Source organism: Pseudomonas sp. ASL8, assembly GCF_056680355.1.
Window position 1 is genome coordinate 2,683,300 of the sequence record NZ_CM155278.1, and the last position, 22,440, is coordinate 2,705,739.

General features: G+C 58.2%; 23 protein-coding genes. 15 read left to right on the forward strand and 8 right to left on the reverse strand.

Annotated elements, in window-relative coordinates; genetic code table 11:
• Position 1: 1 nt before the first annotated feature.
• The 3 genes from AC1MEA_RS12260 to AC1MEA_RS12270 all read right to left on the reverse strand — a co-directional run bounded on the left by AC1MEA_RS12260 (position 2) and on the right by AC1MEA_RS12270 (position 2,848).
• A complete protein-coding gene (locus AC1MEA_RS12260) occupies positions 2-460 on the reverse strand; it encodes a tripartite tricarboxylate transporter TctB family protein (RefSeq protein ID WP_480917994.1) in 459 nt (152 codons plus the stop codon).
• Positions 461-524: 64 nt separating this feature from the next.
• Positions 525-1,505 carry a Bug family tripartite tricarboxylate transporter substrate binding protein gene (locus tag AC1MEA_RS12265; RefSeq protein WP_449634632.1) on the reverse strand — a complete coding sequence of 327 codons (981 nt, stop codon included), beginning with the start codon at positions 1,503-1,505 and terminating at the stop codon, positions 525-527.
• Positions 1,506-1,552: 47 nt separating this feature from the next.
• Positions 1,553-2,848: an OprD family porin gene (locus tag AC1MEA_RS12270; RefSeq protein ID WP_480917995.1), complete on the reverse strand. Its 1,296-nt coding sequence runs from the start codon at positions 2,846-2,848 to the stop codon at positions 1,553-1,555.
• 227 nt (positions 2,849-3,075) lie between these two features.
• Here AC1MEA_RS12270 and AC1MEA_RS12275 point away from each other — a divergent pair, with 227 nt between their 5' ends.
• Together AC1MEA_RS12275 and AC1MEA_RS12280 are read left to right on the forward strand one after the other, a co-directional pair.
• On the forward strand, positions 3,076-3,747 hold the full coding sequence (locus AC1MEA_RS12275) for a response regulator (protein ID WP_449634634.1): 672 nt from the start codon (positions 3,076-3,078) through the stop codon (positions 3,745-3,747).
• Complete coding sequence (locus AC1MEA_RS12280; protein ID WP_480917996.1) at positions 3,740-5,149, forward strand: sensor histidine kinase; 1,410 nt, start codon at positions 3,740-3,742, stop codon at positions 5,147-5,149. The genes AC1MEA_RS12275 and AC1MEA_RS12280 overlap by 8 nt, the downstream gene beginning before the upstream one ends.
• Here AC1MEA_RS12280 and AC1MEA_RS12285 read toward each other — a convergent pair.
• Together AC1MEA_RS12285 and ygfZ are read right to left on the reverse strand one after the other, a co-directional pair.
• Complete coding sequence (locus AC1MEA_RS12285; RefSeq protein ID WP_480917997.1) at positions 5,143-5,964, reverse strand: HDOD domain-containing protein; 822 nt, start codon at positions 5,962-5,964, stop codon at positions 5,143-5,145. The two genes, AC1MEA_RS12280 and AC1MEA_RS12285, sit on opposite strands and share 7 nt — an antisense overlap.
• Positions 5,965-6,070: 106 nt before the next feature.
• Positions 6,071-7,012 (reverse strand): CAF17-like 4Fe-4S cluster assembly/insertion protein YgfZ, encoded by a 942-nt coding sequence (gene ygfZ, locus AC1MEA_RS12290; protein WP_480917998.1) that lies wholly within the window; start codon positions 7,010-7,012, stop codon positions 6,071-6,073.
• Positions 7,013-7,171: 159 nt separating this feature from the next.
• On the opposite strand from ygfZ, the gene AC1MEA_RS12295 reads away from it, so the two are divergent.
• Together AC1MEA_RS12295 and AC1MEA_RS12300 are read left to right on the forward strand one after the other, a co-directional pair.
• On the forward strand, positions 7,172-7,426 hold the full coding sequence (locus AC1MEA_RS12295) for an FAD assembly factor SdhE (RefSeq protein ID WP_219062110.1): 255 nt from the start codon (positions 7,172-7,174) through the stop codon (positions 7,424-7,426).
• The gene (locus AC1MEA_RS12300) at positions 7,410-7,877 is read left to right on the forward strand and encodes a protein YgfX (RefSeq protein WP_449634636.1); all 468 of its coding nucleotides are present in this window, start codon (positions 7,410-7,412) and stop codon (positions 7,875-7,877) included. Before AC1MEA_RS12295 ends, AC1MEA_RS12300 begins: the two co-directional genes overlap by 17 nt.
• Here the strand turns inward: AC1MEA_RS12300 and nadB are convergent.
• Positions 7,846-9,462 carry an L-aspartate oxidase gene (gene nadB / locus AC1MEA_RS12305; RefSeq protein WP_480917999.1) on the reverse strand — a complete coding sequence of 539 codons (1,617 nt, stop codon included), beginning with the start codon at positions 9,460-9,462 and terminating at the stop codon, positions 7,846-7,848. The two genes, AC1MEA_RS12300 and nadB, sit on opposite strands and share 32 nt — an antisense overlap.
• A 508-nt stretch (positions 9,463-9,970) precedes the next feature.
• On the opposite strand from nadB, the gene rpoE reads away from it, so the two are divergent.
• The 11 genes from rpoE to pdxJ all read left to right on the forward strand — a co-directional run bounded on the left by rpoE (position 9,971) and on the right by pdxJ (position 20,391).
• Positions 9,971-10,552: an RNA polymerase sigma factor RpoE/AlgU gene (gene rpoE / locus AC1MEA_RS12310; protein ID WP_219062107.1), complete on the forward strand. Its 582-nt coding sequence runs from the start codon at positions 9,971-9,973 to the stop codon at positions 10,550-10,552.
• A 31-nt stretch (positions 10,553-10,583) separates the two neighbouring features.
• A complete protein-coding gene (locus AC1MEA_RS12315) occupies positions 10,584-11,177 on the forward strand; it encodes an anti sigma-E factor RseA C-terminal domain-containing protein (RefSeq protein WP_480918000.1) in 594 nt (197 codons plus the stop codon).
• Positions 11,178-11,185: 8 nt separating this feature from the next.
• A complete protein-coding gene (locus AC1MEA_RS12320; RefSeq protein WP_480918001.1) occupies positions 11,186-12,154 on the forward strand; it encodes a MucB/RseB C-terminal domain-containing protein in 969 nt (322 codons plus the stop codon).
• Positions 12,155-12,523: 369 nt separating this feature from the next.
• A complete protein-coding gene (locus AC1MEA_RS12325; protein WP_480918134.1) occupies positions 12,524-13,888 on the forward strand; it encodes a DegQ family serine endoprotease in 1,365 nt (454 codons plus the stop codon).
• Between the two features lie 179 nt (positions 13,889-14,067).
• Positions 14,068-15,867, forward strand: a complete 1,800-nt coding sequence (gene lepA / locus AC1MEA_RS12330) for a translation elongation factor 4 (RefSeq protein ID WP_219062103.1) — start codon at positions 14,068-14,070, stop codon at positions 15,865-15,867.
• A gap of 5 nt (positions 15,868-15,872) precedes the next feature.
• A complete protein-coding gene (gene lepB, locus AC1MEA_RS12335) occupies positions 15,873-16,727 on the forward strand; it encodes a signal peptidase I (RefSeq protein ID WP_449634639.1) in 855 nt (284 codons plus the stop codon).
• Between the two features lie 113 nt (positions 16,728-16,840).
• On the forward strand, positions 16,841-17,218 hold the full coding sequence (locus AC1MEA_RS12340) for a DUF4845 domain-containing protein (protein ID WP_480918002.1): 378 nt from the start codon (positions 16,841-16,843) through the stop codon (positions 17,216-17,218).
• A complete protein-coding gene (gene rnc, locus AC1MEA_RS12345; protein ID WP_219062100.1) occupies positions 17,215-17,904 on the forward strand; it encodes a ribonuclease III in 690 nt (229 codons plus the stop codon). Before AC1MEA_RS12340 ends, rnc begins: the two co-directional genes overlap by 4 nt.
• Positions 17,897-18,799 (forward strand): GTPase Era, encoded by a 903-nt coding sequence (gene era, locus AC1MEA_RS12350; RefSeq protein WP_219062099.1) that lies wholly within the window; start codon positions 17,897-17,899, stop codon positions 18,797-18,799. Before rnc ends, era begins: the two co-directional genes overlap by 8 nt.
• A 109-nt stretch (positions 18,800-18,908) precedes the next feature.
• Complete coding sequence (gene recO, locus AC1MEA_RS12355) at positions 18,909-19,592, forward strand: DNA repair protein RecO (protein ID WP_219062098.1); 684 nt, start codon at positions 18,909-18,911, stop codon at positions 19,590-19,592.
• Between the two features lie 52 nt (positions 19,593-19,644).
• Complete coding sequence (gene pdxJ / locus AC1MEA_RS12360) at positions 19,645-20,391, forward strand: pyridoxine 5'-phosphate synthase (RefSeq protein WP_480435888.1); 747 nt, start codon at positions 19,645-19,647, stop codon at positions 20,389-20,391.
• Positions 20,392-20,708: 317 nt separating this feature from the next.
• On the opposite strand, the gene cmoB is transcribed toward pdxJ, so the two are convergent.
• On the reverse strand, positions 20,709-21,668 hold the full coding sequence (cmoB, locus tag AC1MEA_RS12365; RefSeq protein ID WP_219062096.1) for a tRNA 5-methoxyuridine(34)/uridine 5-oxyacetic acid(34) synthase CmoB: 960 nt from the start codon (positions 21,666-21,668) through the stop codon (positions 20,709-20,711).
• Positions 21,665-22,408 (reverse strand): carboxy-S-adenosyl-L-methionine synthase CmoA, encoded by a 744-nt coding sequence (gene cmoA / locus AC1MEA_RS12370; protein WP_480918003.1) that lies wholly within the window; start codon positions 22,406-22,408, stop codon positions 21,665-21,667. Before cmoA ends, cmoB begins: the two co-directional genes overlap by 4 nt.
• Positions 22,409-22,440 lie beyond the last annotated feature (32 nt).

Below are 22,440 nucleotides of genomic sequence, written 5' to 3' on the forward strand. Positions count from 1 at the left end.
ATTAATTCTCCAGAACGTCGAGCAGGCCCAACGGCAACGGAACGTCCATGGCTTTATCGAACAACAGGTAAAGGCCGATGCTGATCAAGGTCACGACCACCACGCTCAGCTTCCAGCGACCGCCGTACAGGCGGGCCATGGGGATGCCGATCAGGATGCTGCTGAGGATGAAGCCCAAGGGTTCGAACAGGCCGGCGAAAATAAGGAGCAACACCGTGCAGGCGGCGATTTTGATCAGGGTAGGGCGGTCCAGTTGAGGGTCTTCTTCGCTGTGGACGAGGGGTGTCGGGCGAAACAGCATGTACAGCAAGCCCAAGCCCATCAGTCCCAACATCAGCAGGGGAAACGCCCGAGGCCCTACAGGTTCATAGGAAAATGCGGCCTGATAAGGCCAGGCCATCAGCGCAAGGCCGACGCACGCCAGCAGCAACGCCGAGGCGAAAATTCGTTGTAAGAGCATGGGTAACTCCTGTGTTGCATCGCCGCGAATGGGCGACGCAACCACTGATATCAATTGAGTTCAATCACTGAATCAGGCCGAATTCCTTGGCCAGGATCTTGTAGTCGGCGACCTGTTTTTTCACGTACGCGTCCAGCTCTGGGCCGGTCATGGCAAAGGGGAACAATTCGCGCTGGTCACGCAGCTTGGCGAAATCATCGGAGGCCAGCAGCTTGTCGAAAGCCGCTTTCCACCACGCGTAGTCTTCGTCGCTGACTTTTGGCCCGAGGTAGAAGCCGCGAACCACCGGCCAGACGATGTCGTAGCCTTGTTCCTTGGCGGTCGGGATGTCTTTCATTTCCGGCTCGTCCAGGCGTTTTTCGGAGAACACGGCGAGCAGGCGCATGTCTCCGCTGAGGATGTGCGGCATGGAGTCGGAGATGTCGGTGCTGCCCACTTGAATGTGGCCGCCGAGCAACGCAGTGGCGATTTCACCGCCGCCTTCAAGGGCGACATAGCGCAGGTCGCGCGGGTTGATGCCAGCGGCCTTGGCGATCAGGGCGGTCTGCATCCAGTCTTGGCTGCCGACGGTGCCTCCAGAGCCAATCACCACTTTGCTCGGGTCTTTTTTCAGCGCTTCGACCAGGTCGTTGAGGTTCTTGTAGGGCGAGTCGCTTTTCACCGCGATGGCGCCATAGCTGGTGCCGACCGCCGCGAGCCAGCGCACGGCGTTCTCATCGAAGCGGCCGAATTTGCCCTGCGCCAGGTTCAGCAGCGAGCCGCTGGACCAGGCCACCAGCGTGCCGGCGTCGGCCGGTCGCTGGGCAACCACTGCGTTGTAGGCCACTGCGCCGACACCGCCGGGCATGTAGGTCACGCGCATCGGTTTGCTCAGCAGCTTTTCGTTGACCAACGCGCTCTGTGCCAGCTTGCAGGTCAGGTCAAATCCGCCCCCCGGCGAGGCCGGCGCGATGCATTCCGGGCGCTTGGGTTCAGCCGCGACCAGTTGGGTCGCCACTAACATGCAGCTGGCGGCGAGGGCGAAACGACGCAAAGATAAAGTCATGGTTGTCTCCAGGGGAGTTGTTATTTTGGGCTCAGCTGTTCTAACGGTTACCAGATCGCGACCGTGTAACTGACCAGCAGGCGCACTTCATCGGCGTCCCGAGCGAAGTTCGACCGGTATGTCGCGTTGCGCAGGCGCACGGCGACGTTTTTCAGCGCGCCGCTCTGTACCACGTATTTGATTTCGCTGTTGCGTTCCCATTCTTTGCCTTCGCCGTCATGGCTCGCAACTTTGGCGTTGTCACCACTGACGTAGCGGCTCATGAATGTCAGGCCGGGGACGCCCAGCTTGGCGAAGTCATAGTCGTAACGCGCTTGCCAGGAATGCTCGTTGGCTTCGGCGAAATCACCGATTTGTACAAAGTTGACCAGGAAGGGATCGCTGCCATCGATGTACGGAAAGGCGTTATCACCGGACATGTGTTGATAACCGGCGCTGAATTTGTGGCCGCTGAGGGCATAGCTGACGATGCCGTTGAGCGATTTGTTATCGATGTTACCGCCGCGAGCCGAACCCTGGTCGCCGCTGACCGCGAGACGCACATCAGTGGCCAGGGTGCCGGGGCCCACGGGTTGCGAGGCGACAAGGCCGACAAAGTGCTGGTCGTAGACCTGATCAAGTTGAGCAAAGTGATAGCTGGCAGTGATTTTGTCGGTGAGTTTGTAATCAAACCCGGCCATGTCGAAGTGATCACCCATCACTGTGCCGGTGAAGCGTTTGTTCTTGTTGTTCAGCGCGATGTCTTCGCTGCTGGTGTCATCGCGGTCCTTGACCTTCTCCAGGCGACCGCCGGTAAAAGTCAGGTTCTTGAACTCTTTGGAGGTGAGCATGCCGCCTTCGAAGGTCTGCGGCAGGATGCGCCCGTCATTGGGCTTCAACGTTTGCAGCTCAGGGATCAGCGTGCCGACTTTCAGTTCGGTGGCCGAGATTTTCATCTTGCCCGTCAGGCCCCACTTGGAATATTCGTCGGCGGCGCGGCCGTTGTCGTGGGTCGGTAGCAGGCCGGTGCCAGTGCGATCCGGGCTTGAGTCGAGCTTGACCCCCAGCATGCCAATGGCGTCCAGGCCGAACCCAACGGTGCCTGCGGTGTAGCCCGACTGGACGTTGAGGATAAAGCCCTGGGCCCACTCGTCGCGCTTGGATTGCTGGGCGCTGGTGCCGTCGCGGAAATCGCGGTTGAAGTACATGTTGCGGGTTTCCAGGCTGGCGCTGCTGTCGTCGATAAAATCGGCGTAACTGAGCGGGCTGAAACCGGCAAGGGCAACGGCGCTGGCAAGAGCGGAGGGGTTTAGGCGAAGGGAACGAGCAGGCGAGGCGGCCTGAGGCTGCAAGGACAGCGTCATGAAATACTCCGTTGTTGTTATTATTTTTTAATAAAGCCTCTGAAAACGCTTCGAGGCGCTTTTCAGTTTTCGGCAGGCATTACCCACCGCAGTTCGATGCTAGAAGGTGAAGCTTTCACTAACCTTTCAGCGGTCTTTCAGCCGCCGTTGATTTTTTTCTGTGCTTCACAGTCAGCGATGCGGCTGTAAACTCCGGGCCCTATAAGCCCAAGAATCTGGAGAAGTCGATGCGTGTTCTTCTCGTCGAAGACCATCTGCAATTAGCTGAAAGCGTGGCTCAAGCCCTTAAAAATATGGGGTTGACCGTGGACGTTCTGCACGATGGAGTGGCCGCCGATCTGGCCTTGAGCACTGAGGAATACGCGGTCGCGATTCTGGACGTGGGCTTGCCACGCATGGACGGTTTTGACGTGTTGGGCCGCTTGCGTGCCCGAGGCAAGAATCTGCCGGTGCTGATGCTGACCGCGCGTAGCGATGTCAAAGACCGTGTGCATGGCCTCAATCTGGGTGCCGATGACTATTTGGCCAAACCCTTTGAACTTACCGAGCTGGAAGCACGGGTCAAGGCGTTGCTCCGCCGTAGCGTGCTCGGCGGCGAACGCCAGCAGCGTTGCGGGGTGCTGGTCTATGACCTCGACACTCGGCGCTTCACCCTTGGCGAGGAGCTGTTGGCCCTCACGTCTCGTGAGCAGGCAGTGCTTGAGGCGCTGATCGCCCGACCTGGCCGGGTGATGAGTAAAGAACAATTGGCGTCGCAAGTGTTCGGCCTTGATGAAGACGCCAGCCCCGATGCCATTGAAATCTACGTGCACCGCCTGCGCAAAAAGCTTGATGGTCAGCCTGTCGGCATCGTCACGTTCCGCGGTCTTGGTTACTTGCTGGAAAGCCGTGATGCTTAGGCTGCTCGCCCACAGCAGCCTGCGCTGGCGGTTGTTGTGGAACCTGGGTCTGCTGCTCACCGTATTGATGCTGGCCAGCGGCTTGAGCGCTTACTGGAATGGTCGCGAAGTGGCCGACACCGCCTATGACCGAACCTTGCTGGCGTCGGCGCGAACCATTGCTGCCGGGCTTTCGCAGCGCGACGGCGGTTTGAGCGCCGATGTGCCCTATGTCGCGCTGGACACCTTTGCGTATGACAGTGCGGGGCGGATCTATTACCAGGTCAACGACATCAACAAGAAGCTGATCTCTGGCTATGAAAACCTTCCCGCGCCGCCGCCGGGCACCCTGCGCACGGATGACTATCCGGCGCTGGCGAGCTTTTACAATGGGCGGTATCAGGGGCAGGACGTACGGGTGGTCAGCCTGCTCAAGCCCGTCAGCGAACCTAACATGAACGGCATGGCCGAAATTCGCGTGGCCGAGACGGAGGAAGCCCGGGTGCGTATGGCGCGCAGCCTGATGGCTGACACGTTATTGCGTCTGGGCATGCTCGGCATGGGCGCATTGGTGTTGGTATGGTTCACCGTCAGTGCCGCGTTGCGCCCGCTGGAGCGTTTGCGCACTGCGGTCGAAGAGCGCCAGCCGGACGATCTTAGCGCGTTGCCGCTGGTGGAAGTCCAGCGTGAGTTGCGCCCGCTGGTGGGTGCGCTCAATCACTTCACCGAACGCCTGCGCGTGCAGTTTGAGCGTCAGGCGCAATTCATCGCGGATGCCGCCCATGAGTTACGCACACCGTTAGCCGCGCTCAAGGCGCGCATCGAGCTGGGGTTGCGTGATACCGATCCGGCAAACTGGCGCACCACCCTGGAATCAGCTGCGCAGGGCACTGATCGTCTGACGCATCTGGCCAATCAATTACTGTCTCTGGCGCGTATCGAAAACGGTGCGCGGGCGATTGCTGAAGGGGGCGCCCAGTTGCTCGACTTGAGCCAACTGGCTCGCGAGTTGGGCATGGCGATGGCGCCGCTGGCCCATGCGCGTGGTGTTGCGTTGGCGCTGGAGGCCGAAGACCCTGTGTGGCTGCGCGGCGAGCCGACATTGCTCAACGAATTGCTGAGTAATCTGGTGGATAACGCCCTGGCGCATACGCCGTCAGGTGGCAACGTGATTCTGCGGGTGAGGGCGCCCTGCATCCTTGAAGTCGAGGACGACGGCCCCGGGATCCCCGAAGCAGAGCGTGAGCGGGTGTTTGAACGCTTCTATCGGCGTCATCAACAGGGTGCGGGGTCAGGCTTGGGTTTGGCGATTGTCGGCGAGATCTGTCGCGCACATCTGGCGCAGATCAGCCTGCATGACGGTGCCGAAGGCGGTTTGAAGGTGCGGGTGAGTTTTGTCCCCGTTCAAAACGGCGCTCAATAGAGCATGTTCATGGCTTCATTCATTTCGGAAACAAGGCGGCCATCACCAAGGTCCAGACCCAGCCGGGCGAAGGCAGGCAAGCTGCTCAGTTCAATTTCAGCGTAAGGATGGCTGGTGCCGTGGTAGCTGTGCACCGTTGCAATCTGCACCAGATCGACGTAATCGGCACACTCCGATTGGCGGGTGAAATCCTGGAATTGCCCCGGCACCTTGGCGAGCGGCTCCGGGAACTCCCAGCTGATGAGCAGTTTTTCGCCGATAATCGGGTGAATATGCTCGATCACATGGTTGAGGCTGACGGAGTCCGAGAGCAGCTCGTAATGGTCTTCGGCGTACGTCAGGATTGGCAGTACGCCAATCAGGTGCACCATGCCCGCCAAGGTCGCTTGATCCGGTTTAAGCTTCGAGTAGGTGCGGCACAGCTTGTAGCTGATACCCGCCACTTGCAGGCTTTGTTTCCAGATATCGCGCATCTTGCGCTCTACCACCTTGGATTTGGCCTGGAACATCTGCTCCACTACCAGTCCGATCGCCAGATTGCAGCTGTAATTGATCCCCAGCCGGGTGATGGCGGTGTGCAGGTCGCTGACCTCGATACTGGCGCGCATCTGCGGGCTGTTCACTACTTTGATCAGGCGTGCTGAAAGCGCGGTGTCGCCGCCGATCACCTTGCTCAGTTCGCTGACGCTGATGTCAGGATTTTCGGCGGCGAGACGAATTTTCAGCGCAACTTCCGGCAGTGTTGGCAGAAACAGCGCATCGTTATTGATCGCCTTGATCAAGTCCGCTTGCACGTTGTCAGCCATGTCGCTCATGTCGAATCTCTTGGTATTGCGTGATCCGAGCCCCAAGCGCTCTATCAGCGCTTGGGGGGATTTTCCGGGTTTTTGGTTTGAGCGGGGAAGAGAGTACTCGCCGCGATCAGCGCTGGGTTTCGAGCTTGGCGTCCAATGTATAAGGCAGGTCGGTCAACAGCAGCGCCGGGCCTTCCAGGGCGCCGAGTCGGATATTGCCGTCCTCCACTGCATCGGCCTGCAATACCGCCAACAGTTCGATGCCGTGGGTTGCCTGCGCGGCAATCACGACTTCGCCTACGGCGCTGGCATGAACCGGCGAGAACAGTGGCGTGCCAGGCTCGGGGATTTCAGCGCCAGTCAGGGTCAAGCGATACAGCCGTCGCTTGAGTTTGCCCAGGTACTGCATGCGCGCGACGATTTCCTGGCCGGTGTAGCAGCCTTTCTTGAAGCTCACGCCGCCCACGGCTTGCAGGTTGATCATCTGCGGAATGAAGGTTTCCCGAGTACCGCCCAGCACTTGACCGATACCGGCGCGAATCTGACCCAGCAGCCAGTCATTCAATGTGCCCTGAGGCAGTTGCGTGGCAAGACGAGCCTGGACGTTTTCGGCCTGATCGGCTGGCACCCACAGTTCGGCGCGGGCCGGGGATACGCGAATGGCGATCAGGCTATCGGCCCGTGCCACGCTGTCTGACGCGTGTGGTACGTCCAGACCCAGGCTCTTCAGTGCGTCGTCGCCGTTGCTGAGGCCGAAACGGACCCAGGCAGGGCTTTCGTCGGTCAGTTTTGATTTGGAGAACACCGCATATTTCTTTAAATCAGCCAACTGCGGCTCAATCAGTTCAGACGCCATTGCCAGCAGGCAACCATCGCCTTCAAGCAGAATGCGAAAGCTCGATTGCATGCGGCCTTTCTGCGTGCAGCGTGCACCCAGGGTCGCGGTGGTGTCGTTCAGGTAATTGAGATTGCAGCTCAATTGGCCCTGTAGGAATTTGCTGGCGTCAGGGCCGCGGACGGCGAGAATGCCCTCGTGGGACAGCGTGCAGAAAAAAGCTGAGTCGGCCATTGGTCATCGCAGAGTAAAAAGTCTGGGCCCCATGATAGTGCCGTGTCCGCAGAATGGGTACAGGCGTGATCACACGTCGTTGAAAACTGCTGCGACCAAAGCGCAGTGCGTCTTCTGGAACTGCGCCTGTATACTTGCCGCCTATTTGAGGAGCGCTCCATGGTCGATGACGTTGAACTCAACCGGCTTTATTGGCACAGCCGTCGTGGCATGCTTGAGCTGGACGTGTTGCTGGTACCTTTTGTAAGGGAGGTTTATCCCACCCTTAACGCCGAAGATCGCGATCTTTATCGCAAATTGCTGACGTGTGAAGATCAGGATATGTTCGGCTGGTTCATGCAGCGCGCCGAATCTGAAGATCCGGAGCTGCAGCGCATGGTTCGCATGATTCTGGATCGTGTCCAGCCGAAGTGATCGTTTCGAATGCCGTTGGCAGGCCTCACGGCTCCTGCTGACGGCTTATCTGATCGCTCAGGCGTTGGCCCTGGTTTCGTTATATTTTCTTGATGTCCCCGACTGGGCAGGCGCGCTCGGTGTATTGCTGTGCCTGATTCATGGGGGCTGGGCGCTGCCGCGCTTCATTTTGCTGAGCAGCTCGTCGGCGTTTACCGGTTTACGCCGTGATGCCGACGGCTGGCAGCTGTGGAGTGCTCGTTCAGGCTGGAAGGCGGTGCAGTTGCGTCGAGACAGCCTGGCGCTGCCCTTGGCGGTGGTGCTGCGTTTTCGTCTGGCAGGAGCGTCAGGCGTCGCCGGACGGCGAGTGCGCAGTGTGTGCATTCCACACGACGCGCTGGCGCCGGAAGTACACCGGCGTTTGCGCGTGCGGTTGAAGTTCAGCCGACGTAGGTGGGCGGCACCAGAATAGTGTCCAGGGCCTCTGGCAGCATCTCTGGATAGTCCAGCGTGTAGTGCAGACCCCGAGACTCCTTGCGTTCTATCGCTGATCTGATCATCAGTTCGGCTACCTGAGCAAGGTTCCTCAATTCAATCAAGTCTCTGCTCACTCGGTAGTTGCTGTAGAACTCGTCGATCTCGTCCAGCAGCAAGCGAACCCGATGCTGGGCGCGCTGCAAGCGCTTATTGGTGCGCACGATACCCACGTAGTCCCACATGAACCGCCGCAACTCATCCCAGTTGTGGGCGATGATCACGTCTTCGTCGGAGTCGGTGACCTGGCTGGCATCCCAGGTAGGCAGTCCTTCAGGGAGGGGCACATTGGGCAGTTGCTCGATGATGTCGGCTGCGGCAGAGCGGGCATAGACGAAGCATTCCAGCAACGAATTACTGGCCATGCGGTTGGCGCCGTGCAGGCCGGTGAAACTGGTTTCGCCGATGGCATAAAGGCCCGGCACGTCGGTGCGGCTCTGTTCGTTGACCATCACGCCGCCACACGTGTAATGCGCGGCCGGCACCACCGGGATCGGCTGCTTGGTGATGTCGATGGAAAACTCAAGGCAGCGCTCGTAGACCGTCGGGAAATGGGTCTTGATGAATTCTGCCGGTTTATGGCTGATGTCCAGGTAGACGCAATCAACGCCCAGACGCTTCATTTCATGGTCGATAGCGCGGGCTACGATGTCTCGCGGCGCCAGTTCGGCCCGAGGATCGAAGCGTTGCATGAAGCGCTCGCCGTTCGGCAGTTTTAGCCAGGCGCCTTCTCCGCGCAGGGCTTCGGTTACCAGAAAGCTTTTGGCTTGTGGGTGATACAGGCAGGTCGGGTGGAACTGGTTGAATTCCAGATTTGCCACCCGGCAACCGGAGCGCCAAGCCATCGCGATGCCGTCACCGCAGGCCCCGTCGGGGTTGCTGGTGTACAGGTAAACCTTTGCCGCGCCACCGGACGCCAGTGCGGTAAAGCGCGCGCCGTAGGTGTCGACTTCGCCGGTGGCGCGATTGAGCACGTAGGCGCCCAGGCAGCGTTGACCGTCCAGACCCAAACGACGTTCGGTGATCAGGTCGACCGCGACGCGCTGTTCCAGTAGCTCAATGTTGGGCCTGAGCCGGGCTTGCGCGAGCAGGGTTTTGAAAATCGCAGCGCCTGTCGCATCGGCAGCGTGGATGATGCGCCGATGGCTGTGGCCACCTTCTCGGGTCAGGTGAAACTCGAAACCGCCGTCTTCCGTGGTTGACTGGTCATCGCGAGTAAACGGCACGCCTTGGTCGATCAGCCACTGAATGGCCTCGCGGCTGTGCTCGACGGTGAAGCGCACGGCGTCTTCATGGCACAGGCCACCGCCTGCATTGAGGGTGTCTTCGACGTGGGATTGCACGGTGTCGGTGTCGTCCAGCACGGCCGCAACACCGCCCTGGGCCCAGAATGTCGAGCCGCTGGCCAGGTCGCCCTTGCTCAAAACGGCAACACGTAAATGGCTCGGTAAAGTTAGCGCAAGGCTCAGCCCTGCGGCACCGCTGCCAATCACCAGGACGTCGTGTTGAAAATGTTGGCTCATGTCTGAATTCCGAGCTTGGCGGCCACTAGTATATAGAGGGGTGGATCGGCACAATAGCCTCGCCTTTATGGCATTGTGAAACCACGGCGGGCTGGGATTGTGCTCCAGTCGGAACGATGATGCATACCGTTTTCCCTGCGAAAGGGTCGGTGTTGCGATTGTTTCAGGGCGGAATCAGCGTTTACTCGAGAGCCGCCGTGAGCTTCTTACACCTGAGCGCGAAACCAGGGAACTTTTCATGCACGCCCGGGCTCAATAGCAGGTTGCCCATAAAGGAACATGTTGGGTATTTGCGGGGGGTCAAAAGCAGCTTCCACCACGCGCGTATTCGACGACAAGATTATTCACGCAGCCGGCCATGTCCGGGCTGCGTTTTTCGTGCGGGTCTAATGACTGCCCGCAGGAAACTTGCTGAGAGGGGAGAACTTTTGCGCAAAGCCCGAGTCTATGTTTGCAAGCCTGTTCAAGGGTTGATGCAACACTCCTTCAGCTTCAATGAGGAGCGTTCATGTTGACCCAGGAAGAAGATCAGCAGCTGGTCGAGCGCGTACAACGCGGCGACAAGCGAGCTTTTGATCTGCTCGTGCTGAAATACCAGCACAAGATTCTTGGTTTGATCGTGCGATTCGTGCACGACACCCATGAAGCGCAGGATGTTGCACAGGAGGCCTTTATCAAGGCTTATCGTGCACTGGGTAATTTCCGCGGCGACAGCGCCTTTTATACATGGCTGTACCGCATCGCTATTAATACGGCAAAAAACTATTTGGTGTCGCGCGGTCGGCGACCACCCGATAGCGATGTAAGGTCTGAAGACGCGGAGTTCTACGATGGCGATCATGGCCTCAAGGATATCGAGTCGCCAGAGCGCGCATTGTTGAGGGATGAGATCGAGGGCACTGTCCATCGAACTATCCAGTTACTTCCAGAAGATTTGCGGACAGCCCTAACTTTACGTGAATTCGATGGTCTGAGTTACGAGGACATTGCGAGCGTCATGCAGTGTCCGGTGGGTACCGTGCGCTCTCGCATTTTCCGCGCTCGGGAAGCCATAGACAAAGCCCTGCAACCCTTGTTGCAGGACTCCTGAGACAGCGGCGATAGCCAAGAGAGGAACCGCCATGAGTCGTGAAGCCCTGCAGGAATCGCTGTCCGCGGTGATGGATAACGAAGCGGACGAATTGGAATTGCGCCGGGTATTGAATGCCTTCGGCGATGCGGATACACGTGCCACATGGTCGCGTTATCAAGTTGCCCGTGCAGCCATGCACAAAGACTTGTTACTGCCTCATCTGGATATCTCGGCGGCTGTTTCTGCTGCGATTGCCGACGAAGTCACTCCGCTGAAAGCAAGCCGTAGCCCTTGGCGCAGCTTGGGTCGCCTGGCAGTTGCCGCATCGGTAACCGTTGCTGTATTGGCCGGTGTACGTTTGTACAATCAGGACAATATCGCGGGTGTCGAATTGGCTCAGCAAGCCGCTCAGCCAGCGAATCTGTCGGTCCCACAAGTAAAAGGCCCAGCAGTATTGGCCGGCTATAATGAAAGCGCCGAGCAAGCCCCGGGTCCGATGGCCAGTGGTGTTTTGCAAGGTCAGGCTGGCTGGCATGATCAGCGTCTGCCAGGCTATCTGCGTCAACATGCTCAGCAAGCCGCTTTGAAGGGCACTGAAAGCGCCCTGCCATATGCTCGTGCTGCCAGCCTGGAAAACCGTTAAGGAGGATCATGCGCGCCATCCCTCTATTACCGCTTCTACTCGGTGGATGGCTGGTTCTTCCAGCGCATGCCGATGACGCGCAAGACATGCTCAAGCGTCTTGCGCAGGCTGAGCAAACACAAAGTTTCCAAGGCACTTTCGTTTACGAGCGTAACGGTAGTTTCTCTACCCATCGTATTTGGCATCGTGTGATTGATGGCAAAGTTCGTGAGCATCTGCTCCAGCTGGATGGTTCTGCACAGGAAGTGCTGCGGGTCGATGGGGTTACCCAATGCGTCAGCGGCACGCTTGTACCGGGTGTGGCCAATGTGCGCGATTCGTCGGCACGGGCTCTTGACTCGAAAAAACTGTCTGCCTGGTATGACATGAAAGTCGTCGGGAAATCGCGGGTCGCGGGTCGTAATGCGATCATCGTTTCGATGACGCCTCGAGATCAACACCGCTACGGCGTCGAATTGCACCTGGACAGCGAAACAGCATTGCCTTTGAAATCGTTGCTGTTGAACGACAAAGGTCAATTGCTCGAGCGCTTCCAGTTTACCGAGCTTGATACCCGGGACGTCCCAACCGATCAAATGCTTGAAGTCAGTTCTGATTGCAAGCCGGTACAGATGGTCAAAACCAAGGATGACGCCCCCAATACGCCTTCCACGTGGCGCTCTGACTGGTTGCCGGACGGCTTCGAGTTGAGCAGCAGCGCAGCGCGCAAGGACCCCGTTACCAAGGCTTTGGTGACCAGCTTGATGTACGACGACGGTCTTGCACGATTCTCGGTTTTTATCGAGCCATTGAACGGGGCTGCTGTTACTGATATCCGAACCCAGCTCGGTCCGACAGTGGCAGTATCGCGTCGGGTGACGACAGCTGTCGGAGACGCCATGGTCACGGTGGTGGGAGAGATACCGATAGGTACCGCAGAGCGGATTGCGCTCTCGATGCGCAGCGTGGATGACCAAACCAGGCAGGTCACCAAGTGAACGGCTGGGTAAGCGAGAGCAGGAGGCGGTGCCTGGAATGAGAGACGTTCATGCCCGGCTGTTTTCTCTGCGAGGCAAGCCTGTGCTTGTCTTGCGGCCGAGATGCTGACATGTTTGGTGATACTTCCAGGTTGCAAAAAACTTCGATTTTTTTTATAGGTCATGGCTTGGCAGCTTTGGCCTTCGTCGTTTCTGGGGTAAAAAAATGCCCCGAGGAGACGCGCAGCGGTTGCTTGTGATGTGCCCATGCTCCTCGGGCCACTTGGTCCGTACTGTTTAACCATGCTCGTTGTGAACGGGAGCCGTATGTTGATTCCACGCTTGAAGTCTTATCTGTCAATTGTCACCGCAGTCCTGATACTGGGCCAGATGGCCGCCGCGCAAGCGGAAGCCTTGCCTGACTTCACCGATCTGGTTGTGCAAGCCTCGCCCGCCGTGGTGAACATCAGTACCCGCCAGAAAATGCCTGAGCGCTCCACCGTGAGCAATCAAATGCCGGACCTGGAAGGGCTGCCACCGCAGCTTCGCGAGTTTTTTGAGCGCAACATACCCAAGGGGCAACGCACGCCCAAAGGTGATCGCCAGCGCGAAACCCAGTCTCTGGGCTCCGGCTTTATTATTTCTGCCGACGGTTATGTGTTGACCAACAACCATGTCATCGACGGCGCGGATGAGATTCTCGTGCGTCTTTCCGACCGCAGCGAGTTGAAGGCCAAATTGATCGGCACAGATCCTCGCACGGATGTCGCGGTCCTGAAGATCGAAGGCAAAGACCTGCCGATCGTCAAGATTGGCAACTCCGAAAAACTGAAAGTCGGTGAGTGGGTGCTGGCCATCGGTTCGCCCTTCGGCTTCGATCACTCGGTAACCAAGGGTATCGTCAGCGCCAAGGGCCGCAGCCTGCCGAACGATACTTATGTACCGTTTATCCAGACCGACGTGGCGATCAACCCGGGTAACTCCGGCGGCCCGCTGTTTAACATGTCTGGCGAAGTGGTCGGGATCAACTCCCAGATATTCACCCGCTCCGGTGGTTTCATGGGCTTGTCGTTTGCCATCCCGATCGACGTCGCGATGGATGTCGCGAACCAGTTGAAAGCGGGCGGCAAGGTCAATCGTGGCTGGCTGGGCGTGGTGATTCAGGAGGTCAACAAAGACCTGGCTGAGTCCTTCGGTCTTGATAAGCCGGCCGGTGCGCTGGTGGCTCAGGTGTTGGAAAACGGTCCGGCCGCGAAAGGCGGCGTGCAGGTGGGTGACGTTATCCTCAGTGCCAATGGTCAGCCGATTGTGATGTCTGCCGATTTGCCGCATCTGGTCGGCAATCTGAAAGACGGCAGCAAGGCCGATCTGGAAGTGATCCGTGATGGCAAGCGTAAAAACTTGACCGTGACCATCGGCGCGCTGCCCGAAGAAGGCCAGGAAATGGATGTTCCGGATTCTGGCGTCGAGCGCAGCAGCAATCGTCTGGGTGTGTCGGTGGTCGAACTGACCGCTGAACAGAAAAAAAGCTACGACCTCAAGGGTGGCGTGGTCATCAAGGAAGTGCAGGACGGTCCTGCGGCCTTGATCGGCTTGCAACCGGGCGATGTGATCACGCACCTGAACAATCAGGCGATCACGTCGGCCAAGAACTTCACTGAGGTTGCCAAGGAGTTGCCGAAGAATCGTTCCGTGTCCATGCGCGTTCTGCGTCAGGGTCGAGCGAGCTTCATCACCTTCAAATTGGCCGATTAACAGATTGGCGTGACGAAAAGGGCGGTGATCACCGCCCTTTTTTGCGCCTGTCGTCCAGAGAATGCGGTTACTGACCGCTGGTGTGGCCTGCGAACGTGACGCCCCAGTCTTCCATCAGGTACAATTCCCGGCTATTTTTCGGCGGGCAATCTGCCTGCAACCTTTTTGAGTGTTGATCCGTGAGTGATTTGAGTCATATCCGCAATTTCTCCATCATCGCCCACATTGACCATGGCAAGTCGACGCTGGCCGACCGCTTCATTCAGATGTGCGGTGGCTTGTCCGAGCGCGAAATGGAAGCTCAAGTCCTCGATTCCATGGACCTGGAACGCGAACGCGGCATCACCATCAAGGCCCATAGCGTTACCCTGTATTACAAAGCGCTGGACGGCAAAACCTACCAGTTGAACTTCATCGACACCCCAGGCCACGTAGACTTCACCTATGAAGTCAGCCGGTCTCTGGCCGCCTGCGAAGGCGCGCTGTTGGTTGTCGATGCGGGTCAAGGGGTCGAGGCTCAGTCCGTCGCCAACTGCTACACCGCTATCGAGCAGGGCCTTGAGGTCATGCCGGTACTCAACAAGATCGACTTGCCGCAGGCCGACCCGGACCGCGTCAAGGAAGAGATCGAGAAAATCATCGGTATCGATGCCACCGACGCGGTTGCATGCTCGGCCAAGACCGGTCTGGGCGTCGACGAAGTGCTTGAGCGTCTGGTTCACACGATTCCTGCGCCGACCGGCAACATCGAAGACCCGCTGCAAGCGTTGATCATCGATTCCTGGTTCGACAACTACCTGGGCGTTGTCTCGCTGGTGCGTGTACGCCACGGTTGCGTACGCAAGGGCGACAAAATCCTGGTCAAGTCCACCGGCAAGGTGCATTTGGTCGACAGCGTGGGTGTTTTCTCTCCCAAGCACACGCAGACTGTTGACCTGAAAGCCGGTGAAGTAGGCTTCATCATCGCGGGTATCAAGGATATTCACGGCGCCCCTGTCGGCGACACCCTGACCCTGAACACTACGCCCGACGTGGACGTACTGCCAGGCTTCAAGCGTGTTCAGCCGCAGGTGTATGCCGGTCTGTTCCCGGTCAGCTCGGATGACTTCGAAGACTTCCGCGAAGCGCTGCAAAAGCTGACGCTCAACGACTCGTCCCTGCAATACTCGCCAGAAAGCTCCGACGCACTGGGTTTCGGCTTCCGTTGCGGATTCCTGGGCATGCTCCACATGGAGATCATCCAGGAGCGTCTGGAACGCGAGTACGATCTGGACCTGATCACCACCGCGCCAACGGTAATTTTTGAATTACTGTTGAAGAACGGTGAAACGATTCACGTCGACAACCCGTCCAAGCTTCCAGATCAGTCCGTGATCGAAGACATGCGCGAGCCGATCGTGCGGGCCAATATTCTTGTGCCGCAAGAGCACCTGGGCAACGTCATTACACTGTGCATCGAAAAACGTGGTGTGCAGCACGACATGTTGTTCCTGGGGACTCAGGTACAGGTGACCTATGACCTGCCGATGAACGAAGTGGTCCTGGACTTCTTCGACCGTCTCAAGTCGGTGAGCCGTGGTTATGCGTCTCTGGACTACCATTTCAACCGTTATCAGTCAGCAAATCTGGTCAAGCTCGATGTATTGATCAACGGTGAAAAAGTCGACGCTCTGGCGTTGATCGTGCACCGCGATACCGCGAACTCTAAAGGTCGTGCGTTGACCGAAAAGATGAAAGAACTGATCCCGCGGCAGATGTTCGACGTGGCAATCCAGGCCGCCATTGGTGGTCAGGTTATCGCACGTACATCCGTCAAGGCGCTCAGAAAGAACGTACTGGCCAAATGTTACGGCGGCGATGCCAGCCGTAAGCGTAAACTGCTCGAGAAGCAAAAGGCCGGTAAAAAACGCATGAAGCAAGTGGGCAACGTGGAAATTCCACAGGAAGCCTTCCTTGCAGTGCTCAGGTTGGATAGTTAGGTCCTATGTCACTAAATTTCCCGCTGTTGTTGGTCATCGCTGTCGTCGTATGCGGTTCACTTGCATTGCTCGATCTGCTCATTCTGGCACCACGCCGGCGGACGGCCATCGCGACTTATCAGGGCAGCGTCAGCCAGCCGGATGTCGCGGTATTGGAACGCCTGGACAAAGAGCCTTTGCTGGTTGAATACGGCAAATCGTTCTTTCCGGTGCTGTTTATCGTGCTGGTGCTGCGCTCATTTCTGGTCGAGCCCTTCCAGATCCCTTCGGGGTCGATGAAGCCAACGCTGGATGTGGGTGACTTCATCCTGGTGAACAAGTTCTCCTACGGTATTCGCCTGCCAGTGTTGGATCAGAAAGTGATTCGGATCGGTGATCCTCAACGCGGCGATGTGATGGTGTTCCGTTACCCAAGCGACCCGACCGTCAACTACATCAAGCGTGTGGTCGGTTTGCCAGGTGATCAGATCCGTTACACCAGCGACAAGCGTCTGTTCGTCAACGGTGATTTGGTGGCCAAGCAGCTGATTGGCTCCGAGCCGGGGACCTTGGGCAGCGCGGATCTTTATCTTGAGAAGCTTGGCGCCGTTGAACACCAGATTCGCCAGGAGATGAGCCGCTACCGTGCGCCGCCAGATCATGAATGGACTGTGCCGGCCGGGCACTACTTCATGATGGGTGACAACCGGGACAACTCGAACGACAGCCGTTTCTGGGATGATCCAAACATTCCCAAGGATGAGCTGGGCATGGTTCCCGACAAGAACATCGTCGGCAAGGCCTTTGCTGTCTGGATGAGCTGGCCTGAGCCGAAACTGAGCCACCTGCCGAACTTCTCGCGGGTTGGTCTGATCAAGTAGCCAATGCGGCGCTGTACTCAACAGCGCCGTACGTCATTTGGGCTGCGTTGAAACGATGGCAATGGAACACCAACCTTGCCGGCACCATAGAACAGCTACGCTTGAGGTCGAACATGACACCTGCCGGTTCGCAGAAAGGCTTGTCGTTCGTGGGGTGGTTGCTGGCTTTGGCTTTGGTCGCGTTTGCGGCAAGCTCGGCCTTTAAACTGATTCCGCATTACCTCGACTACATGTCGATGAAGAAAATCATTAGCTCGGTCGAAACCGACAAAACGCTGGAAATTACAACGGTCAGCGAATTTTACAGCCATGTCAGTAAAGGCATGCAGGTCAACAGCATTCGGGATTTGGATTTGAACAAGGCGTTAAGTGTGACGGTGGAGAACAACAAGTTTCTCGCCCATTTGAAATACGAAAATCGTGAACCACTGATCCAGAACATCGATGTGGTGGTCAAGTTCGACCACGAATTCAGCGTGAGCAAACCGTGAGCGTTTCCTTGAGTCGCCTGGAGCGTCAGCTCGGCTATACCTTTAAAGACCAGGAACTGATGATTCTGGCCCTGACTCACCGTAGTTTTGCCGGGCGCAATAACGAGCGTCTGGAATTCCTCGGTGATGCCATTCTGAACTTCGTCGCCGGGGAAGCCTTGTTCGACCGCTTCCCTCTGGCGCGCGAAGGCCAGTTGTCGCGCTTGCGGGCGCGGTTGGTGAAGGGTGAGACACTGGCCCTGCTGGCCCGTGGTTTCGACTTGGGCGAGTACTTGCGCCTTGGCTCCGGCGAATTGAAAAGCGGTGGTTTTCGCCGCGAATCGATTCTGGCCGATGCCCTGGAAGCGCTGATCGGTGCGATCTACCTGGATGCCGGTATGGACATGGCGCGTGAGCGTGTGTTGGCCTGGCTGACCACCGAGTTCGACAGCCTGACCCTCGTCGACACCAACAAAGATCCTAAAACCCGACTGCAGGAGTTTCTCCAGTCGCGTGCCTGTGACCTGCCGCGTTACGAAGTGGTGGATATCCAGGGCGAGCCGCACTGCCGAACGTTTTTCGTCGAGTGCGAGATCAACTTATTGAATGAAAAAAGCCGGGGTCAGGGTGTCAGCCGTCGTATTGCCGAACAGGTAGCAGCGGCCGCAGCACTCATTGCCCTTGGCGTGGAGAACGGCCATGACTGATTCAACTGCAACACGCTGTGGCTATGTTGCCATTGTTGGCCGGCCCAACGTGGGCAAGTCCACGCTGCTGAACCACATCCTTGGGCAAAAACTGGCGATCACGTCGCGCAAGCCGCAGACCACTCGCCATAACATGCTCGGTATCAAGACCGAAGGCACGGTACAGGCGGTCTACGTCGATACCCCCGGCATGCACAAGAACGGCGAGAAAGCGCTCAACCGTTACATGAACAAGACTGCTTCGGCCGCGTTGAAAGACGTCGACGTGGTGATTTTCGTGGTTGACCGTACCCGTTGGACCGATGAAGACCAGATGGTCCTCGAACGCGTGCAATACGTGCAGGGCCCAGTGATTCTCGCGATCAACAAGACTGACCGCCTCGAAGACAAAGCCGCGCTGATGCCGCATCTGGAGTGGCTGCAAGGCCAGTTGCCGAACGCGCAGATCGTGCCGATCTCTGCTCAGCAGGGTCATAACCTCGAAGCGCTTGAAGGCCTGATCGCCGCCCATTTGCCGGAAAACGATCACTTCTTCCCGGAAGATCAAATCACCGACCGCAGCAGCCGTTTCCTGGCCGCCGAGCTGGTCCGCGAGAAGATCATGCGTCAGCTCGGTGCCGAGTTGCCGTACCAGATCACCGTGGAAATCGAAGAGTTCAAGCAGCAGGGCAAGACCCTGCACATCCACGCGCTGATTCTGGTCGAGCGTGACGGCCAGAAAAAAATCATCATTGGCGACAAGGGTGAGCGGATCAAACGTATCGGCACGGACGCACGCCGGGACATGGAGTTGCTGTTTGACTCCAAGGTCATGCTCAACCTGTGGGTCAAGGTCAAAGGCGGCTGGTCCGATGACGAGCGCGCCCTGCGTTCGTTGGGCTACGGCGACCTGTAAGCCTCATAAGCCTGGTGATTGGCCGCCTCGCCGCCGATCACCGGGCAACGCTGCACCTTTTCCTCGCTATGCCCTTCCTACTGCTGCGATCTGCGAGCCTGCCTGAACGATGAGCACGCCCACCGGCCAACTTGCTTATGTGCTGCACAGCCGGGCGTACCGCGAAAGCAGCGCATTGGTCGATTTCCTTACCCCGCAAGGCCGATTGCGAGCCGTGTTACGCAGCGCTCGCGGCAAGGCAGGCACCCTGGCGCGTCCCTTTGTCCCGCTTGAAATCGAGTTTCGTGGGCGCGGCGAACTGAAAAACGTCGGGCGCATGGAAAGCGCAGGCCTTTCCACCTGGCTGGTGGGTGAAGCGTTGTTCAGCGGTCTTTATCTGAATGAGTTGCTGATCCGCCTGCTGCCCGCCGAAGATCCTCACCCTGCTGTTTTCGATCACTACGCCGCCACTTTGCTGGCACTGGCTGAAGGTCGGCCACTCGAACCCCTGTTGCGCTCCTTTGAATGGCGGCTGCTCGATGATCTGGGCTACGGCTTCGATCTGGACGCCGACATCAACGGCGATCCGGTGGAAGCCGACGGCTTGTATCGCTTGCAAGTGGATGCGGGCCTGGAGCGAGTATGGTTGTTGCAGCCGGGGCTGTTTCAGGGGGCTGAGCTGTTGGCCATGGCTGAAGCCGACTGGAGCGCCACAGGGGCCTTGGCAGCAGCCAAGCGATTGATGCGCCAGGCGTTGGCCGTGCACCTTGGCGGTCGCCCGTTAGTCAGCCGTGAACTGTTTCGCAAGCCGTGAGCAAGCTTTATGCTTGCGCGGTCTGTTTTGATCAAATTTCTAGGAGAGATCCGTGACCCATAGCACTCGCATTCTTCTTGGCGTGAACATCGACCATGTCGCCACCCTGCGTCAGGCCCGTGGTACTCGCTACCCGGACCCGGTGAAAGCAGCGCTGGATGCTGAAGAGGCGGGTGCCGATGGCATCACCGTGCACTTGCGTGAAGACCGTCGGCATATTCAGGAGCGCGACGTACTGTTGCTCAAGGATGTGCTGCAAACGCGCATGAACTTCGAAATGGGCGTCACCGAAGAAATGCTCGCGTTCGCCGAGCGTCTGCGTCCGGCACATATCTGTCTGGTCCCGGAAACACGGCAGGAACTGACCACCGAAGGCGGTCTGGACGTTGCCGGTCAGGAAGCGCGGATCAAGGCTGCGGTGGACCGTCTGGCGAAAGTCGGCTGTGAAGTATCGCTGTTCATCGATCCTGATGAGCGGCAGATAGCGGCATCGAAACGCATAGGTGCGCCCGCCATCGAACTGCACACCGGCCGTTATGCCGACGCGCAAACACCGAGCGAAGTCGCGGAAGAACTGAAACGCATCGCTGACGGCGTGGCGTTTGGTCTGGCCCAAGGCTTGATCGTCAATGCCGGTCATGGCTTGCACTACCACAACGTTGAGGCGGTGGCGGCGATCAAGGGCATCAACGAACTGAACATCGGCCACGCGTTGGTGGCTCATGCCCTGTTCGTCGGTTTCAAATCGGCTGTAGCGGAGATGAAGGCGTTGATATTAGCGGCGGCTGCCAAGGGTTGACCGCGTCAAGCCATTCGCAGCGGGACGCGTAGTTGCAAGCCTGCTTGTGTCTTCGACGCTGCGCTGTCGCGTAGCAAGCTGTCGCGTAGCAAGCTGTAGGAGCGCGCTTGCAACTACGCGTTCCGCCGCGATCGCTTCTGAGTCGCGCTCGACCGCAGCAGTCGTAAATCAGCTCGCTCGACTCTACCAGTGAAAACCGTATTCAGCGTTTTGGGACCGCTTCGCGCTCCATCGCGGGCAAGCGCGCTCCTACAAATGCTGTTCTATTTCAAATGACTATCTGTTGTTTGATGAGAGCAGGCCTGCCTGCGAAGCTGTTAGGGCTTGCGCGCCACGATCACTGCACGCATCGGGGCGGGCAGGCCTTCCACCGTGCGGCTGTGGTCGGCCGGGTCGAGGTAGTCGCTCAGTGACTGAAAGCGCATCCAGTCGGTGCCGCGCTGTTCCTCGACGGTGGTGATGCTGACGTCCACACAACGCACGTCAACAAATCCGGCACGTCGCAGCCATAACTCAAGGGCCGGTACCGACGGCAGGAACCAGACGTTGCGCATTTGCGCGTAACGGTCTTCGGGCACCAGCACTTGCTGCACGTCGCCTTCCACCACCAAGGTTTCCAGCACCAGCTCTCCGCCTTTGACCAGGCAGTCTTTCAACGCCAGCAAATGGTCGATGGGCGAGCGCCGGTGATAGAGCACACCCATGGAAAATACAGTATCGAAGCCTTCGAGATTAGCCGGCAGGTCTTCCAGGGCGAATGGCAGGTGCCAGGCGGGCAGATCGGGCAGGTAGCGCTGGATCGCCTGGAACTGGCAGAAGAACAGCCAGTTCGGGTCTACACCGATCACACTGTCGGCCCCGGCGCCGAGCATCCGCCATTGGTAATAGCCGTTGCCGCAACCGACATCCAGTACGCGCTTGCCCTTTAAATCGAGGTGCGGCGATACCCGCGACCATTTCCAGTCCGAGCGCCATTCGGTGTCGACATGCACACCAAATACATCGAACGGCCCTTTGCGCCAAGGCGACAGGCCCATCAGCGCTTTGTGCAACTGCACCCGCGTTTCGGCATCGCAGTCGTTATCAAGGGTGAAGCTTTCAACCAGGTCGATGCGTGTCGGCACCAGTTCAGGCAGGGCCTCCAGCGCGCTTTGCCAGCGTTGCAGGTCGCCGTGACTCTTGGTCATTTTGGCATCGAGTTGCGCTTGCAGGCCATTGGCCCATTCAGCCAGAGGGGTGCCCGCCAAGCGGCGGGCCAGAGGAGCGAGATCAATCATGGCAGGGCAATCAACGAGGCAAAGTTAAGGCATTGAAACCATGGGACCACCTTGGAGAAGCCGGCGGCCAGCAAACGTTCGCGGTGTTCTTCGAGGCTATCGGGCTTCATTACGTTTTCGATAGCGCTACGTTTTTGGGCAATTTCCAGATCGCTGTAGCCATTGGCGCGCTTGAACGCGACGTGTAGATCAGTCAACAGCGCGTGTTCCTGCTCATCGTCGAAGCGCAGTTTTTCCGACAGGATCAGCGCACCACCGGGCACCAGCGCCTGGCGGATGCGACCGAGCAAAGCCAACCGTTGTTCCGGGGCAATGAATTGCAGGGTGAAGTTCAGCGCCACCACCGACGCGGGCTGGAACTGCAGGGCAAGAATATCGCCCTCAATGACCTCGACCGGCAGCAACTCCTGGAACATCGAGTCTTGAGCTTTCAGGTATTCGCGGCAGCGTTCAACCATCGCGCTCGAGTTATCCACAGCGATCACGCGACAGCCTTCACTGCGCACGTGGCGGCGTAATGATTGGGTGACGGCACCGAGCGAACTGCCCAGGTCATACAACACGCTATGGGGCTGGGCGAATTGCGCCGCAAGCACACCCAGGTTCTCGACAATAGTCGGGTAGCCCGGTACCGAACGCTTGATCATGTCCGGAAACACCCGCACCACGTCCTCGTTAAAGGCGAAGTCCGGCACTTGGGCCAGGGGCTGGGCGAAAATGCGGTCGGGTTCTTTGCTCACGGCGGTTCCAGCGGAGAGGGCGAAAAGGCCGG

Coding starts and splice junctions, on each gene's coding strand:
- AC1MEA_RS12320 (WP_480918001.1), top strand. CDS start 11,186: ATGCGCGCCATCCCTCTATTACCGCTTCTACTCGGTGGATGGCTGGTT.
- era (WP_219062099.1), top strand. CDS start 17,897: ATGACTGATTCAACTGCAACACGCTGTGGCTATGTTGCCATTGTTGGC.
- AC1MEA_RS12280 (WP_480917996.1), top strand. CDS start 3,740: ATGCTTAGGCTGCTCGCCCACAGCAGCCTGCGCTGGCGGTTGTTGTGG.
- AC1MEA_RS12340 (WP_480918002.1), top strand. CDS start 16,841: ATGACACCTGCCGGTTCGCAGAAAGGCTTGTCGTTCGTGGGGTGGTTG.
- AC1MEA_RS12270 (WP_480917995.1), bottom strand. CDS start 2,848: ATGACGCTGTCCTTGCAGCCTCAGGCCGCCTCGCCTGCTCGTTCCCTT.
- AC1MEA_RS12260 (WP_480917994.1), bottom strand. CDS start 460: ATGCTCTTACAACGAATTTTCGCCTCGGCGTTGCTGCTGGCGTGCGTC.
- AC1MEA_RS12295 (WP_219062110.1), top strand. CDS start 7,172: ATGGTCGATGACGTTGAACTCAACCGGCTTTATTGGCACAGCCGTCGT.
- AC1MEA_RS12275 (WP_449634634.1), top strand. CDS start 3,076: ATGCGTGTTCTTCTCGTCGAAGACCATCTGCAATTAGCTGAAAGCGTG.
- AC1MEA_RS12285 (WP_480917997.1), bottom strand. CDS start 5,964: ATGAGCGACATGGCTGACAACGTGCAAGCGGACTTGATCAAGGCGATC.
- ygfZ (WP_480917998.1), bottom strand. CDS start 7,012: ATGGCCGACTCAGCTTTTTTCTGCACGCTGTCCCACGAGGGCATTCTC.
- AC1MEA_RS12265 (WP_449634632.1), bottom strand. CDS start 1,505: ATGACTTTATCTTTGCGTCGTTTCGCCCTCGCCGCCAGCTGCATGTTA.
- AC1MEA_RS12325 (WP_480918134.1), top strand. CDS start 12,524: ATGGCCGCCGCGCAAGCGGAAGCCTTGCCTGACTTCACCGATCTGGTT.
- nadB (WP_480917999.1), bottom strand. CDS start 9,462: ATGAGCCAACATTTTCAACACGACGTCCTGGTGATTGGCAGCGGTGCC.
- lepB (WP_449634639.1), top strand. CDS start 15,873: ATGTCACTAAATTTCCCGCTGTTGTTGGTCATCGCTGTCGTCGTATGC.
- cmoB (WP_219062096.1), bottom strand. CDS start 21,668: ATGATTGATCTCGCTCCTCTGGCCCGCCGCTTGGCGGGCACCCCTCTG.
- rpoE (WP_219062107.1), top strand. CDS start 9,971: ATGTTGACCCAGGAAGAAGATCAGCAGCTGGTCGAGCGCGTACAACGC.
- recO (WP_219062098.1), top strand. CDS start 18,909: ATGAGCACGCCCACCGGCCAACTTGCTTATGTGCTGCACAGCCGGGCG.
- AC1MEA_RS12315 (WP_480918000.1), top strand. CDS start 10,584: ATGAGTCGTGAAGCCCTGCAGGAATCGCTGTCCGCGGTGATGGATAAC.